Consider the following 16,033-nt stretch of genomic DNA (forward strand, 5'->3'; position numbering starts at 1 on the left):
TGAATACTTCGTGTTTAAAAAAAGTTAACTTTAGATTATATTGATATTAGTTTTTTGACTATTCCATTATACCCTAAGGATTAGTTGCTTATATGTATTTGTTTAACTTTTCAACACCATCTAATATTTGGAAGTGTATTTTTATCTATTAAATAAGCTCTACTTCTTGCTGACTATTTTGTTTTTGTCGGCATTCGTCATCTGTCATGGTCAGGAACCGACCAACATTTCTGGAAACTATACCAATATTCCGCTAAAGGATGCCCTTTTGGACATTGAATCAAAGACGGATTACCGTTTCTTTTTCTTGGACGATAGGATGGAAGACGAAAAGGTGACCTTACGTTACAATGCTATGGAAGTGAGCGAAGTCCTTGACGGCATTTTGGAATCCTCTGCCTATAATTACTACATAAAAGAAGATGAAAAACGGATATTTATCATCAACAATTCCATAATATATGATGAATTGCCAGATGGATTTTTTAATGATTTGGAAAAAGGTGAAGGCGATAGTTTGATTGTGCAAAAATCAAATGCACCGCCACCTACTTTTTACAATGAAGAGGTTAGTCCAAAGGAGAAAAAATATCCTGTTGCACGCATTGGCAAGTCAGACCCAAATAATCTCCAATTTGAGTACACATTGTCCGGAAGGGCGGTAAACGTAGTAACTCGAGAGCCAGTTCCTGATTTAACCATCCGAGTAAAGGATATGGATAGGTTTGTGATAACAGACAGTGCTGGAAACTTTACCATCCAAGTTCCTGCCGGTTACAATAAATTGGTTGTTAGGGCTATGGGTATTGCTTCTACCGAGCGTGAAGTCATCATGTACAATGACGGTAATCTGGATTTGTTGTTGGAGGAGGGACTGCAACAATTGGATGAGGTAGTGGTGCAGGCGGACGCCGCCAGAAACGTGGAAGATGCCGATACAGGAAGTGAGCAGATCGATTCAGAAGCGTCCAAAAATATTCCTTTGGTTTTGGGGGAGCGCGATATTTTACAGGTTGCAAAGGCGCTTCCTGGGATTTCTTCCGCGGGCGAGGGGGCAACGGGGTTAAACGTGCGCGGTGGTAAAACGGACCAAAACCTGGTACTTTTGGACGATGCGGTCCTATACAATCCACAACATTTTTTCGGAATTTTTCAAGCATTAAATCCCTTTACCACAAAAGGTGTGAACATTTACAAAGGTGCAATGCCGGTGGAATTTGGGGGCCGACTTTCCTCGGTCTTTGATATACGGACAAAAAACGGCAACGTGGAGAAATTGGCGGGTGAAGGTTCCATAGGTCCCGTGACGGGTAATTTGGCCCTTGAAATTCCCGTAGTCAGGGATAAATCCTCCCTTGTGGTTGGGGCAAGAGGCGCCTATGCAGATTGGATATTGCGCTCTTTGGACGAACCGTCCTTAAACAATAGTAATGCCAGTTTTTTTGACGGTATCCTAAAGTATCACCATAAAATCAATGACGCCAACGAAGTAAAGGCCACTGCCTACTACAGTAGGGACGCCTTTAGTATCACTTCAGACTCACTTTACAATTATGATAACAGGTTATTTTCTTTGAGGTGGGACAGAAAAATCAGTGAAAGGTCAACCACGGCAATGGTACTGGGAAATAGTAATTATGGTTTTGGAATCGATTTTGACGGACAGGCAAACACGGATTTTAAGCTGGATTATAGCATCAATGAAACCGAGTTCAAATATAAGTTTAGGACCTTGCTGAATGAAAGGAATACGCTGGATTATGGTATTTCTGCCAAATATTATTCGGTCAACCCGGGAAGTATTCGCCCGGACGGGAATGAATCCAGTGTAAGCACCATTTTAATTGATAATGAACAAGCCTTGGAAGGAGCATTGTTTTTGGGGAATGAATACAAATTGAGTGAAAAGTTTTTATTGGATCTAGGGGTAAGGTATGCCTTTTTTGCCGCTTTGGGTCCGGGTACACAGCAGCGCTATCAAGAAGGGCTTCCTAAAAATGAATCCACCGTGCAGGAAACCATAACCTATGATGGGGCAGAGGTAATAAAGACCTACGGTGGGCCAGAGGCCCGGGTTTCAGCTAGGTATCTTTTTACACCCGATTTTTCCATTAAGGCCAGTTTTAATAATTCGTATCAATTCCTACATACACTATCCAACAATACGACTGTTTCCCCTATAGATACTTGGAAGCTTTCTGATTTGAATATTGCTCCTCAAACAGGGTATCAAGCCTCGTTGGGACTCTACAAGAACTTTAAGGAAAATGAATATGAATTGAGCCTGGAGGGTTATTACAAGGGTATGGACAATGTGCTGGACTTTAAAACGGGGGCCGACCTGTTTCTGAACGAGAATGTGGAGACCGAAGTACTGCAAGGGGAAGGCAAAGCGTATGGAGTGGAATTTTTGGCGAAGAAGAATCGGGGAGATATCAACGGGTGGCTCAGTTATACCTATTCTAGATCATTGTATCGTTTTGATAGCGAGTTTAGCGAAGAACGTATTAATAATGGTGACTTTTTTCCATCCAATTTCGATAGACCCCATGATGTAAGCATTATCACAAATTACAGGTTTACCAGAAGATACAGTATGTCGGCCAACTTTGTGTACCAAACGGGACGGCCGGTTACCTATCCCATTGGTACCTTTCGTTTTAACAATGCCGATTTTGTGGCCTTTAGCGATAGGAACGAATTCCGCATTCCGGATTTTTATCGCCTGGACCTTGGATTAAATATTGAGGGCAACCATAAGAAGAACAAACTGGCACATAGTTTTGTGACCATATCGGTATATAATGTTTTGGGAAGAAATAATCCCTACTCCGTGTTTTTTGTAACGGAAAATGGCGAGGTAAAGGCGTTGCAGAGTTCCATATTTGCTATTCCCATCCCATCTATTACTTATAATTTTAAATTTTGAAAATGTTTTTAATGTCCCGTACTAGAATACATACTTATCTTCTTTTTTTATCCTTATTCACATCTTTTACAGGATGTATTGAAGAAGTTGAGATTGAACGAACTCTGAAATCCGATATTGTCGCCGACGATATTCTCGTGGTCGAAGCGACGATTACCAATGAGTTAAAGACCCAACAAGTTTCGTTGAGCAGGGCTCGTAGTTTTGCTAATGATAGTACCTTGCTGTTCGAAAAAAATGCGATTGTTGAGATATCCACCGATTCGGGTGACGTATATCAATTTGAAGATCAAGGAGATGGGAATTACCTGTCAAAGACGCCATTCGCTGCGGAAGAAGGAATTGCATACCAATTATCGGTTACAACAAGTAAAGGTGAACAATTACAATCTGATAAAGTTGTTAGTATTGGCGAATCGAATATAGACGATATCTACGCGGAACGGATAATCAGCGATAGCGGAGAAGACGGAATGGCAATATTCGTAGATAGCTCGAATCCGTCAGATGGTTTTAATAACTATAGGTATACCTATGAGGAAACATACAAAATAATTGCCCCCAATTGGACTTCACGTGAATTTGAAATAATTCGCCCCAATTTCGAACTCGTTACGGATCCGGTTACGGAAGAGGTCGTCGAAGTTCTATACCCAGACGTTCAGTTGGTACCAAGAAAAAATGAAGAGCAAATCTGTTTCAATACCGTTCTTTCCAATCAAATTATTCTGTCCGATGGTAACGCTCTTGATCAAAATAGTATAACAAGGAATCAGATAAGGTTCATTTCCAGGAATAATCCCATCCTCTCACATCGCTATAGTATATTGGTACGGCAATTTTTACAATCTCCGGGGGCATCGGATTTTTACAGAACATTACTTCAATTTTCACAAAGTGAAAACATTTTTACGGAAATCCAACCTGGACTTATCGAAGGTAATATTTCAGCGGTAAATAACACCCAGACCGTAGTGATCGGATTCTTCGATGTTGCGAGTTTAGCGGAACGCCGTTTATTTTTTAACTATACCGATTTCTTTCCGAACGAGGAACTACCCCCATATTTTGGAACCGTTAACTGTAAAAGTTTTTTTGCGCCTCCTTTGGGGAATCCGGAAAAAGACGGTCCGACCCGTCCCGGTGAAGAGGGTTGTCCGAGAGTTCAAACCCTAACCGATTTAATTCAACTTGAGGAAATTGAATATTTTGGAGATAATGATCCTCCCGACGAGTGTCAAGGACCATTTCTTGTAACACAACGGGAATGTGGTGACTGCACCGCACTTGGAAGTAATATAGTACCTGAATTTTGGATCGAATAATATGACCTTAAAAACACGAATCTTTTTATTAATACTGTTGTTAACAGCAATAGTCGGAAAACCACAGTATGTTATTAAGGATAGCATAGAATTATTGAATCTTAAAAAACTACCACAAGAAAAGGCGTTTGTTGATCATACCGGTCCATTGGTTTTTTCTGGCGAATATTTACATTACGCCCTTTACTGTTTCAATGCGCAGAACAATAAGCTTACCGATATCAGTAAAATCGCCTATGTAATCTTACTGAACAAAGCCAAAGAAAAAGTATTCGAACATAAAATTAGGCTTGAAAAAGGCATAGGGACAGGCGATTTTTTTGTACCTACTTCGATTCCATCAGGCACTTACAAGCTATTGGCGTATACCGAATGGATGAAGAACAGTGGACTACAACAAGTCTTTAAGGATGATTTGGTTATCATTAATCCATATTTGGTAGACCAAACTGCTCTTTTAAAGGGTTTTTCGAATTCAAGTGCAACCATTGAAAAAAATAAAGAACAACAGTCCGTTTCGTTAATTGACTCGGCCATCGTATCATTCCGGCTCAATAAGGATAGATTTGTGCCTCGTGAAAAAGTCAAACTATCCATTAAAAATTACAAGGGGTATCTAGGCAAGGGAACTTATACTATAAAGGTTAAAAAGAAAGATGACATTCCCTCAAGAGCTAATTTAAGCGCCATAAATTATGGTAAGTCTTACTTCAATGCCCAAAAGGAAATCCCCCAAGTGGTCGGGGATAGTGTATTTTTGCCGGAACAGCGAGGAGAGCTGCTTTTCGGATACGTAACGGATAGCAGTACAAGAATGCCTGTTAAAGATGCTTCTGTAGTCATATCTATTCCAGGCGAAGATTTTTTGTTAAAGTTTTCGCAAACGGACGAAAATGGCAATTTTTATACATACATAAGTGAAGAATATAATAAAGAGCAGGTCGTTTTTCAAGTGTTAGAAGAAAACAGATATTTCACCATAGAAAAAGGCAAGAAGACGGACCTTGACCTTAAAGACCTGTCTTTTGCTACTTTCCATCTTACAGAGAGTTATAAAGATATGATTACGGAAAGAAGTGTCTTAAACCAAATTGAAAATCAATTTTTCTCTGTTAAGCCCGATTCAGTTCTAGCGAGTAATCCTGTAGATCCTTATTATGGAAGTATTCCTGAAATTATTTATTTAGATCAATTTACCCGTTTTCCCACCTTCGAAGAAACCTTGGTCGAAGTGATAAAATATGCTGGATATCGTAAGGATGGAGCGCAAAATGATTATGTTAAAATAACACAGGACTTAGAAACTTATGATGAAACCATTGATAATTTGTCCGCCATTGTTCTCATAGATGGAATTTTTATTCCGAATCATGAGAAAATTAAAAATTTAGATGCAAATGAAATTGAGAAAATCAGTTTCATTCGAGGACCCTTGCGTTTAGGAGATAAACTATACCATGGGCAAATGAATATAAGCACTTTTAATGGAGATTTTTTAGACAGTTATAATACGAAAAATAGTTTGGTGGTAAACATTGATAAGCCTATTACTAAGAAAAATTACTACCGGCAACGGCATGATAAAATGAATGGTGCATTTTCTAGAATCCCGGACTATAGAAGATTACTATTTTGGCAACCTCATTTAGTTGTCGAAAGTGGTAGTTTAAATTTTGAATTCTTCACTTCTGATATTGAAGGCGAATATGAAGTAAGTTTAAATGGCTTTACAACTTATGGCAAGCCAATAACAATTATCAAAACATTTAATGTTGAAAAAAGTGTTTCAAACTAAATTGATTCAGTTTTATTATGTTGTCTAGTTTGATTTATACTAGTGACGCGTTTAAAAATATCCAATCCAATAAAACCTAACGAATATGGTTTTTACTGAGTATTTCGTTATTGTTCGATTTGGATTTAGCTTTAAACTTCAAGTTGGTCTAATTATAAATCCAATTGAATAACTGTCAGGATATGATATGTTTATAAAATTAATAATGCACCCAATTTATTTGTAACTGATTTAGTATCTAAACGCATTAGCACATTTTGATCAACATGAACATTTATTCTTCAACCCTTCATGATTTATCGAAAAAATACCAAACCCATGTTAAGAGATTACAATTACTGAGTTACTTCAACTCGAGAACACTTTCAATTAAAATGTGAATTAGATTTAATTTATCAACTTACTATGAAAACGTATCGGACTCAGCGTATCTTTCGTTTTTGAAAGATAGCAAGCGGGAACCATGCGTTGCAGTGGTTCCCGCTTGCGCCTGCGGCGGACCAGCGCAGGCTATGCCTGCTTTAAGAGGTAATTCGTGAATTATACCGCTTTATAATTTTCTTATAACGAACAATGCAACTGGTTGATTTTCAAAACTAAGTACTATAAAAACCTTGCACCCGACCTAATTATCTTCAATTCTATAATAATTCTCATAATCAGGGAATTAGAAGGGTAAACATGCACCGCGAACATTAGTGCAAAGGATTCGGAGTTCCAAAAAAGGACATTTGGGAAAAGGAACCGACATGCGGAAGAAGAGCATTATCATCAACGAAAGAAGCCATAGGGAACTCAAAAAACTGGCCCAGGAGCACAATAGGAACATTGGAAAATTTACCGAGGAAATGATATTGTATTTCCAAAAAACGGGAACCGACCCCCAAGCCATAAAAGGGAAGAATGCCAGCGAAATGATCAAGGTCATCGATAGGCGTATCGTATCCTTCTTTAAGACCCAGGAATCGGAAATCCTATATCCCATTCAGGCGCAATTGAACAAGAACGGGGAACGTACCGACTTTCTTTTCAAAAAGCTTATCGACGAGCTGAACAAGATTTTTGAGCGGATAAAATTGGGGGGATGATGCCCGTAAGTATCGTTCATACCACTTCCATGGACAATAAGGGCAGTTGCTCCAAGTACGGACATTACCTGAACAAGGAAAATGAGGTTATGAAGAAGGAAGGTCAGGGGCATCGGCAACAGTTTTTCTTTGATCAGGAACAAAACAGGCTTACGACCCTTAGGGCCATTGATAGGGTAGACGGGAATAGCAGAAATAAGGGGCTGTCCAAAAAACAGGACCGATATTTTACGATGACCCTGAATTTTAGCCAAAAGGAACTGGAGCATCTAACAGCTACCCTGGCCAAAAGACCGATAAGGGATGTAAGCGAATTGAACGATAGGGAGTTACAGGACTACAATGAGGTTATCCGATTGTTTACCCGACAGGCCATGCGCAACTATGCGGACAACTTTAACAAGGGAATTACCGAGAAGCAGCTCGTTTGGTTTGCCAAGATCGAGCACCGGAGATACTATAAGGGAACCGATAGGGAGGTCATGGTCGGCAAGGCCAAAAGCGGGGAACGTAAAGAAGGACTGCAGACCCATGTGCATATTACCGTTTCGAGAATGCATAAAGAATATCGTATAAACCTTAGCCCCTTGACCAATGCCCGAAACAGCAAGAATTTGGTCTTGAACGGAAAAAAGGTAAATGGCGGATTTGACCGTTCCCAATGGAAACAATGGAACGAGGACACTTTTGACGAGATGTTCAAATACCAAAGAGGGCTGGAGGAAAAATTTGAAACGCTTCGGGTTTTAAAGCATGGTACCCTAGAAGAGAAAAAGGTGTTGAAAATGGCCATACAAAAGGAAAAGAACGAGGCCATGGAAAATCGCTCCAAATCAAATGAAATGAAAGGACCGAAGAATATTCAAAAAGAGAGGATAAAAAGTAGGAACAACCAAATTACAAGATAAGCGTATGGACAAGTCGGTATTTATGGAATTGCTGATGGGAGGGACGCACCCCATCATACATCTGTTGATGCGCTTGGTCGCTTTTGTAGTCTACTTGCTGTTTTTAAAGCGTGTCTGTAGAATGCACTTTTTTCTGGCACTCTTTGTTTCTTTTCCCCTAACCACATTTTTACCATTGGCACTTTTTATCCCATGTTTTGTCCTAGGTTGGACTTCCTATCGGATTTACGCTTGGGTACGTTCCCTATTTAAGAAAAGCGAAGTTGTCCGTGATGAGGTTCAGGACAGTCCGGAGAGCTTTCTGTTTTTGGTCGGTAACAAGAACGTACTCTTGGAGAATCCATATCGGGGCATCTACATCCAAGGAGGGGCGGGGAGTGGAAAGACAGTTTCGCTGATACACCCCATAGTAATACAGGCCATTACCAAAAACTATTCGGGCATATGTTATGATTTCAAATCCCCTGAATTGACCCGATTGCTATTTGCTAACTTGAAAAAAGGGGAGGGGCTGGTCCGACCTTATTTTATCGATTTCAAGCAAGCCCGAAGAAGTGCTCGAACAAACCCTTTGAAACCCGAACTGTTACCTAAAATAGCCTATGCCCAAGAATACGCCCAGACCTTGATGTATAACCTATCCCCCAAGAACATCAAGAACGAGGACTATTGGATGATGGAGGCCAAAAGTGTGCTGACCGGGCTTATCTGGTATCTGAAATCGGAGCATCCCCGCTATTGTAGCCTTCCCCATGTGATAAGTTTGATTTTGCATACCGATATGTCCCAACTGTTGAAACGGATATCGGCAAATCCGGAAGCGTCTGGATTTACGGCCAGTTTAAAACAGGCAGTACAAAATGAAGCCTCCAACCAAGTGGCGGGTGTGGTAAGTACTTTGCGCACCAATTTGGCGAAGCTGAACACGCCCGATATTTTCTGGATACTCTCGGGAAACGTTCTTGATTTGAACATCAACGACCCCATGAACCCAAAATTCCTTTGTATCGGAAACGAAAGCACCTTGGCTGAAACCTACGCCCCTGTAATTTCCCTGCTTATTTCCGTAGCCCTAAAACAGATGAATCAACCCGATAAACATAAATCGGTAGTAGTGGTGGACGAGTTGCCTACCCTTTATATCAACAAACTGGAACAGACCCTTGCCACGGCCAGAAGCAATAAGGTGGCAACGGTTTTGGCCTGTCAGGATTTTAGCCAACTGGTGGACCGATACGGAAGGGACAAGGCCCAAGTTATGCTGTCCAATATGGGAAACCAGTTTTATGGGAGGACGGTCAATAAGGATTCCGCACAGATGATAACTCAATTGTTCGGCAAGGCGGACAAAACTTTTAAGACAACCAGTAATGGGGATAATTATTATTAATCCTCCATTTTTGGAAAGCACACCAATTCCTTGAACAAAAGCATCAGTGAGACGATTCAGGAACGGGATCGGGTTAAGGTGACCGATATCATGAACCTAGGGCCTGGAGAATTTTACGGATTAATTGCCGAAGGCAATGAACACGAACTTTTGAAATCCAAGTTCGAAACTGATGAGAAGGGTAGGGAGGAAGTCATTGATTTTCCTCTAATTGCTTCAGAAATGGAAATAAAAATTAATTATTACAGAATCATAGCCGAGGCGAATGGAATATTGGAGCCTGTAAATAATCAGGGTGATAGCTTGCTAAAGTTTTAACCCAGTATTGAAGTTGGCCTTTCAAAAGACGATAATTATTGCTCTACAATTTTTAAAACGCCCTCGTTGCTTTCGGTAAAAGCGTTGCTTTGTTTTAGAATAGCTTCCATTTTTTCCAAATCATGGGCATTCAGCGTATCGCTGAAAGCATGGGCACGCGCCAACATTCGCAGATAGACCTTTGGGTCATTATTTCGGGTCAATCGTCGTAAGGCTCCCAAGTAATCCTCTCGATATACTGTAGGGATAATTATCTTAGTTTGGTCGGCTGCCGATAATTCGGCATTCATCATGATACGTGCCAAACGTCCGTTTCCATCCAAAAAGGGATGTACTTCACTCACCACAAACATGATGTAAGCAGCCTTGGCAAAAGGATGGACTAAGGCCTTGTAAAAATCGAAGCTCTGCAATAACGTACCACGTACAAGTTCCATATCCACAAAAAGGGTGTCTCCGGCCCGATTGTTCTTATCCTTAAACGTACCTGGTTTTTTATTAGTCCTGGCACTTAGGAGAATTTCATGTCGGTATTGCAGGATTTCCAAAAAGTTTTCTGGACTGTAGGGAACGATTTTCATTTCCCGTTTATTGGAAACCAATTGATAGGTTCCTAAGATATCATGCGAATCTTCATTTCTTGAAGGTAGTGGTTGTTGGGTAGCAATAACCTGTTTCGCTTCATCTATTTCAAAAACCGTACCCTCGATATAGTTGGAAAAGTAGCTTTCGTAAAAGGCAAAGTTGCGGTAGGCCTCATTGGTAACATTCTTTTCTGCAAGATATTTGAACTCCTGTTGTTTTAGTTCCCTAAAAAGAGTTTCGAATAATTGTAGTCTGGCTGGGTCATAGGGGTTGCCCATGGCACGTGCAGTAGCCACTTTTGAAGTAAGTGCTTTCGCAGTTTTGGTCGTCAGTAGGGCACCAATAATTTTGTTGAGTTTTTCAAATTCCTTTTCCATCCCCAAAGCTTTGGATATATCCCGCGCCCTATCCCGAAGCTTGTTGAGTTCGACCTCACCGTTTACCTGAATTATTTTTTCCAATTTTTCCTCCAATTGGGGGTAGGCCAACGTTTTGGAATCCGCTCCTGTCTGACGGGAGGTTTGAAGGTTTTCCAAGAAGGCACGTTCCCGTTGTGAGACCATCAAATCACCTGAAAAGGAAGTGTCGCCGGCAATGGCCTGTGGACCTTCCAAAAAGCGGATGGTAATACCCGGAAGTTTTATTTTTTTGGTGTATTTGTAGGTCACAAATATCTGGTTAGTTGAGGTGGGTGCAAATTCAAAGGCGGACCGATGACTCAGTACCGCACCCGGGTACAGATGGCCTAGAATGGGAAATAGGTTGCGGCGTATAATATCTTCTGGACTGTCTTCCATATTTGATGTATAGATGCGAGAAGCTATCTTTCGTATAATCCCTTCGTCCTCCCATTTTGATATGCGGCGAGAGGTTACTGAATCTGGGGAAGCATAAATAATTTCCTGTAAATGAATAGGAGTGTTTTTTTCCATTATACCCGTATTAAAACATAAATTTGCAAAATATTTTCCATTATAAGTTATTTAAAGCAAAATATTTTCCATTATAATGTAATTATTGATTTTCCAATAGACTACTTTGAAATGTTGCTATGTAAAATATTTTCCAGTATAGGAACGAAAAAGCAAAATATTTTCCATTAAAAATGAAAAATAAACTGCATGAATAACTAACCATGTTCCTGCGGAAGTTGAAAAACCTTCACATTCCAGCCTGCCCGAGCGGACACGCTACGCTGGTCCGCCTTCGATCGTCTTTTCGGTTCCGGTTTTTCAACACCCTCGAAACCGCCCATAAACACAAACGAACGCTTCGAGCGTCCGTTTGCATTTAGTTTCCTGCGTTTTTGGATTGATATATTTGACTTTTCGTAGAATGAAAGCGCTATTCTATTTTAATGCCTTCCCAACTTTCCAATTTAGCTGTAAAACCCCAATTATATTTTTGGCGATTATCCCCAGACAACATGAAAATCAATTCATTTGGTCCCTTTTTAAGTTCGAGTCGTATCTGTTCGTCATCTACAAATACCCTGCCTTCTTTGCCTTTATTTGCGGGCGGTTGAAAGTTCATTCCCTTATCGAAGAGAACTTTGGAATTCATCAAAACAACTAGATAGTCTGCGTAGTCAAAATGTAGGCCAATCGTCCTGTCCGAATCGGATATCAAAGTGTTTGTCAAGATGACCGTTTTAGACATGTCCTCATAAAAACGGCTAATATTTATTAAACCATCACCATCGGCTTCTATACTTTGGGTAAATCCTTTTATAGTCTTCAATGAATCTACTTGGTCAAGAAAAGCAATAGAATCTTTGACAAATGGCTCTGATGCTTTCCAACGGTTTAGGTAGGAGTTAGGCAAAGTTTTGTAGGCAATTAAATTATTGTTTTTCGGTGCTTGTATTTCTTTAATAGATACATCGCTAAAATAAACTTGGTCAAAGTCACTGATTAAACTGATACCACCAGAATTAGAAATGCCTTTTAGATTGTTTACAGTGAAGCTGGGAGAATCCATATCCTCAATATAGATGGACATTGTATCCCCAAGAACGACCAGTTTTACATGTATCCAAGTGCGAAAATCCAATAGTTTAAAATCATCTATCTCTTTCTCTATTAGTAATGCCTTTTTGTCCTTAGGATCAAAAATGTATTGGATTCCTTCTTGAGTGAAATCTATTAATGATTCTTGAGAGAAGGAAATCCCATTTTTCTTCAAGTAGTCCAGTAATTCATTTTTTACAGTTCCTTTAACTAGGTTGCTTTCAAAGGATTTGGGCAAATTGGCTACTAATTCTTTTGGGAAGTTGGCTTTTCCTTCATATTTGGGGTAGTTATATAGTTGCCATGGTAAGCTTCCATTATATATAGGTACATATTGAATGGCGTCTTGGTATCCGCTCATGGGAACCCTTAGGTACAGATATTCAAAGGTTTTCTTGTCCTGTATTCTGAATCCCACTCCTGGAAATTGGCCATTACAATAAAATTCTAGCTCAAAGTTTTTAAATTTTTGTTCCTTCAAAAAAGCAGTTTGGCCCGGTTCCAAAACAATGGAATTTCTACCCTTATGTTGTGTAGTCTTAATTTTGGAAGGAGTACCATCGACATTTTCTAAAGTCCAGAACTTGTCGATAAATGGAAATGATTCGTCTTGGTCATCATTCATTTTTTCTTGAGCATAAGAGGGTCGAAAAAGAATAATAAAAATGACTAATAAAGCATAACAACCTGTTTTCATAATAAAAATCTATTTTTGGATTGATGATGGTCTAATTTATTGACTAGAAACAAAAAAGGTGACTAAGACCCAGTTCAAATCCGTTCAAGTTTGTTCACATAAGCGCAAAGGCATTTATGAAAGACTATAAAGAATTTATTAAAGAGATCTTTGAGCTCATTGAACGCAAACTGTCCAGAGGGAACATCCATAGCTGGGAGACGAGGGATTATCAAGCATTGAGCGTATCAATCCAAAAGGAAACGGGTACCTTGCTGAGTGTGTCGACCTTAAAACGGCTGTCCGGCAAAGTCAAATACGGCTCAAGGCCCAATACGGCAACCTTGAACGCACTTGCCCAATATGTTGGTTTTAAGGATTGGAGAGCTTTTGTACAGGATTCAGAAGCAAGTAATCCTCCAATTCAAAAACTTACCAAAACGAAGGGTCGGAATACCAAAATTCTATTGATTCTTATACTGGTTTTGATCGCATCAATCTTTGCTTTTTTCGGCATTGAAAAGAATAAACCCTCATATAAGTCCGACGATTTCGTTTTTAAGGGCAAATCGGTAACGACCGGATTACCAAATTCAGTTGTGTTCAATTTCGATGCCTCTGTTGCTGACGAAGATGCCAAAATAGAAATACAACAAGATTGGGACAAGCGAAAACGGACACTAGTCAACAAAAATGACTCTGTTTCCACAAGCATTTATTACTGGCCTGGATATTTTAAGTCCAAATTGGTTATTGACGATACTATTGTTAAAGAACACGATATATTAATCCCGACTGTGGGTTGGCTGGGAATGATTGAACAAGAGGAACAACCCATTTATTTGGACCCAACGGATATTTACCGGGATAAAAGTCTAGCTATTTCGAAACAAACCCTGCTCGCTCATAACGTAGACCCTAGTATAGAAAAGGTGGTTGTAGGCTTTTATCTTGTAAAGGATTTTGGGGAGATTTACACCGATAATTTTGAAATGAATGCTTCCGTTCGTAATGAATATATGGATGGGCTTAGTGGAGCTTGTCAACGCGTAACTGTTCTTGTTCTATATGATGGGGGTGCGATAGGGATACCATTGTCCAAAAACGGGTGTATTTCCGAGTTGACTTTGATGACTTTCGAGGATTTTGTAGATGGCAAAAAGAGCGATCTTTCAGGATTTGGAGTTGATTTTTCCAAATACGTTCGACTAAAATGTATTTCAAAAGACCAAAAATTTAATGTATTCATAGATGATAAACCCGTATATCATTTTAAGGTTCCAGAAACCCCGAAAAAAATATACGGCATTTGTATTTATTTTGAGGGGTCGGGTTCCATTCAATATGTTTCTTTTGAAAATGATAGTTCAACACTGTATAATTCAAATTTCAATCTTTAGAAGAAGAGAATTTCAAATTGACAGTAGGATAAACTAAATATTGAACATTCATAGAAAAATGATAGTCGGTTATTGAAAACCTAAAAAAAACCGTTAAATACCACTTGAATTTATCTTTGCCTTCTAAGAACCTATTTTTTTGAAACTGAAATACCTTCCTTCCCTAGTTGTTCAAGATTTTGCCTTGCAAGCTCCGAATTCCAAATGAAACGCCAAATGCGAAGATTTGGCTTATTCATTTAAAATCCGGTGGACGCTCGCCATCAAAATCTTATAACAATGGAAAGAGCGAACGAAATTCAAATCAGTTACAAAAACAATGGAAGTGCCAATCAATTAAAAATTACCGATGCCAGTAGTGCCAACAACATTATAATGGATTCTTGGGACAGAAACACCATTGAGTTATTCGAAACCTTTAAGGTAGTGTATCTAAACAACTGCAATACCGTAAAAGGAATCTGTACCATTTCCACAGGAGGAATTTCCGGTACCATCGTTGATATACGCTTGATATTTGCAACGGCCTTAAAGACCTTGTCCACGGCTATTATCCTAACACATAACCATCCCAGTGGGGTCGTGGTTCCTAGTCAAGCCGATATTCAATTAACCCAAAAAATAGTCAAGGCAGGGGAGTTGTTGGATATTAAAGTCTTAGATCATATTATAGTCACCCCACATGGCTCATTTTATAGTTTTGCGAATGAGGGGAGGATTTAGCTAAAAATTAACCTCTTATTCGTATGTCTCAACTTGGAGTAAGTAATAAGTACATTTATATGATCCTTTATTTGAACTTTTTATTTGATTGCTTACGTTCTTATTTAAAAACAACTAAATTTACAGTATTAAAATCTCTTTATAAAATACCACAATTCGGCTGGGGCAAAATACTCTCAGTCCAATTAATGACCATTTAAAACTGGCCATAATTCTCTACACTCAATTTTATAAAGAAATCAAATGAAAAATAATAAAAAGATTGCCGTCCTTGGTGGCGGTGGTAGAACTGGAAAATTTCTTGTTCGCCAATTAATAGATAAGCAATACAGACTGAAACTTCTCCTCAGAAGGCCCGAAGAATTTACAATCGAAAACTCTTTAATTGAAATAATAAAAGGGGATGCCGTTAATCCTGAATCAATTCACTCCTTACTTGAAGGTTGTCAAGTGGTGATAAGCACAATTGGGCAGAGGAAGGATGAACCTATGGTTTCAAGTCAAGCTACCTTAAATATTCTAGAATCGATGGATACTTTTGAGATTGAACGTTACATTCTAGTTGCTGGTTTAAACGTTGATACTCCCTTCGACAAGAAGGGTGAAAAAACAAAAATGGCAACCGACTGGATGAAAGCAAATTTTTCAGAGACCCATGCAGATAGACAAAAAACATATTCTATTTTAGAGAAAAGCGATGTGAATTGGACAATGGTAAGAGTTCCTTTAATTGAATTCTCAGGTAACTATGGTTCAGTAATTTCAAGCTTGGAAGATTGCAAGGGCGAAAAAATAAGTGCTTCGGACATAGCTGCTTTTATAATTGAGCAATTGTCATCTGACAAATATTTCAAGAAATCTCCTTTTATTGCGAATTCCTAGTATTA

12 protein-coding genes are annotated in these 16,033 nt (G+C 39.2%); 10 read left to right on the top strand and 2 right to left on the bottom strand.

Going from position 1 to position 16,033, the window contains the following annotated elements; all coding sequences use genetic code 11:
• Nucleotides 1-184: 184 nt before the first annotated feature.
• From FEK29_RS13805 to FEK29_RS13835, 7 genes are all read left to right on the top strand, one after another.
• Nucleotides 185-2,929: a TonB-dependent receptor gene (locus FEK29_RS13805; RefSeq protein ID WP_240042758.1), complete on the top strand. Its 2,745-nt coding sequence runs from the start codon at nt 185-187 to the stop codon at nt 2,927-2,929.
• Nucleotides 2,930-2,940: 11 nt separating this feature from the next.
• Nucleotides 2,941-4,254: a DUF4249 domain-containing protein gene (locus FEK29_RS13810; RefSeq protein ID WP_161595363.1), complete on the top strand. Its 1,314-nt coding sequence runs from the start codon at nt 2,941-2,943 to the stop codon at nt 4,252-4,254.
• 1 nt (nt 4,255) lies between these two features.
• The gene (locus FEK29_RS13815) at nt 4,256-6,049 is read left to right on the top strand and encodes a hypothetical protein (protein WP_138259032.1); all 1,794 of its coding nucleotides are present in this window, start codon (nt 4,256-4,258) and stop codon (nt 6,047-6,049) included.
• Nucleotides 6,050-6,780: 731 nt separating this feature from the next.
• Complete coding sequence (locus tag FEK29_RS13820) at nt 6,781-7,137, top strand: BfmA/BtgA family mobilization protein (protein ID WP_138259033.1); 357 nt, start codon at nt 6,781-6,783, stop codon at nt 7,135-7,137.
• Nucleotides 7,134-8,045 carry a DUF5712 family protein gene (locus tag FEK29_RS13825; protein ID WP_138259034.1) on the top strand — a complete coding sequence of 304 codons (912 nt, stop codon included), beginning with the start codon at nt 7,134-7,136 and terminating at the stop codon, nt 8,043-8,045. The genes FEK29_RS13820 and FEK29_RS13825 overlap by 4 nt, the downstream gene beginning before the upstream one ends.
• A gap of 4 nt (nt 8,046-8,049) precedes the next feature.
• On the top strand, nt 8,050-9,435 hold the full coding sequence (locus tag FEK29_RS13830) for a type IV secretory system conjugative DNA transfer family protein (RefSeq protein WP_138259035.1): 1,386 nt from the start codon (nt 8,050-8,052) through the stop codon (nt 9,433-9,435).
• 30 nt (nt 9,436-9,465) lie between these two features.
• On the top strand, nt 9,466-9,753 hold the full coding sequence (locus FEK29_RS13835) for a hypothetical protein (protein ID WP_138259036.1): 288 nt from the start codon (nt 9,466-9,468) through the stop codon (nt 9,751-9,753).
• 35 nt (nt 9,754-9,788) lie between these two features.
• Here the strand turns inward: FEK29_RS13835 and FEK29_RS13840 are convergent, their stop codons facing one another.
• Nucleotides 9,789-11,270: a Fic family protein gene (locus tag FEK29_RS13840; protein ID WP_138259037.1), complete on the bottom strand. Its 1,482-nt coding sequence runs from the start codon at nt 11,268-11,270 to the stop codon at nt 9,789-9,791.
• Between the two features lie 412 nt (nt 11,271-11,682).
• On the bottom strand, nt 11,683-13,044 hold the full coding sequence (locus tag FEK29_RS13845) for a hypothetical protein (protein WP_138259038.1): 1,362 nt from the start codon (nt 13,042-13,044) through the stop codon (nt 11,683-11,685).
• Nucleotides 13,045-13,160: 116 nt separating this feature from the next.
• Between FEK29_RS13845 and FEK29_RS13850 the strand changes: the two genes are divergently transcribed.
• The 3 genes from FEK29_RS13850 (at nt 13,161) to FEK29_RS13860 (ending at nt 16,028) form a co-directional block, all read left to right on the top strand.
• Nucleotides 13,161-14,423: a hypothetical protein gene (locus FEK29_RS13850; protein ID WP_138259039.1), complete on the top strand. Its 1,263-nt coding sequence runs from the start codon at nt 13,161-13,163 to the stop codon at nt 14,421-14,423.
• A 279-nt stretch (nt 14,424-14,702) separates the two neighbouring features.
• Complete coding sequence (locus FEK29_RS13855) at nt 14,703-15,146, top strand: JAB domain-containing protein (RefSeq protein ID WP_099545601.1); 444 nt, start codon at nt 14,703-14,705, stop codon at nt 15,144-15,146.
• 243 nt (nt 15,147-15,389) lie between these two features.
• Nucleotides 15,390-16,028 carry an NAD(P)-dependent oxidoreductase gene (locus FEK29_RS13860; RefSeq protein WP_138259040.1) on the top strand — a complete coding sequence of 213 codons (639 nt, stop codon included), beginning with the start codon at nt 15,390-15,392 and terminating at the stop codon, nt 16,026-16,028.
• Nucleotides 16,029-16,033 lie beyond the last annotated feature (5 nt).

Origin of the sequence: Maribacter aurantiacus, assembly GCF_005780245.1 — a bacterium.
In the GTDB taxonomy this organism is placed as follows: domain Bacteria; phylum Bacteroidota; class Bacteroidia; order Flavobacteriales; family Flavobacteriaceae; genus Maribacter; species Maribacter flavus.

Excerpts from the sequence above, each read along its gene's own strand:
- FEK29_RS13810 (WP_161595363.1), top strand. The coding sequence starts at position 2,941 with ATGTCCCGTACTAGAATACATACTTATCTTCTTTTTTTATCCTTATTC.
- FEK29_RS13815 (WP_138259032.1), top strand. The coding sequence starts at position 4,256 with ATGACCTTAAAAACACGAATCTTTTTATTAATACTGTTGTTAACAGCA.
- FEK29_RS13825 (WP_138259034.1), top strand. The coding sequence starts at position 7,134 with ATGATGCCCGTAAGTATCGTTCATACCACTTCCATGGACAATAAGGGC.
- FEK29_RS13830 (WP_138259035.1), top strand. The coding sequence starts at position 8,050 with ATGGACAAGTCGGTATTTATGGAATTGCTGATGGGAGGGACGCACCCC.
- FEK29_RS13840 (WP_138259037.1), bottom strand. The coding sequence starts at position 11,270 with ATGGAAAAAAACACTCCTATTCATTTACAGGAAATTATTTATGCTTCC.
- FEK29_RS13845 (WP_138259038.1), bottom strand. The coding sequence starts at position 13,044 with ATGAAAACAGGTTGTTATGCTTTATTAGTCATTTTTATTATTCTTTTT.
- FEK29_RS13850 (WP_138259039.1), top strand. The coding sequence starts at position 13,161 with ATGAAAGACTATAAAGAATTTATTAAAGAGATCTTTGAGCTCATTGAA.
- FEK29_RS13855 (WP_099545601.1), top strand. The coding sequence starts at position 14,703 with ATGGAAAGAGCGAACGAAATTCAAATCAGTTACAAAAACAATGGAAGT.
- FEK29_RS13860 (WP_138259040.1), top strand. The coding sequence starts at position 15,390 with ATGAAAAATAATAAAAAGATTGCCGTCCTTGGTGGCGGTGGTAGAACT.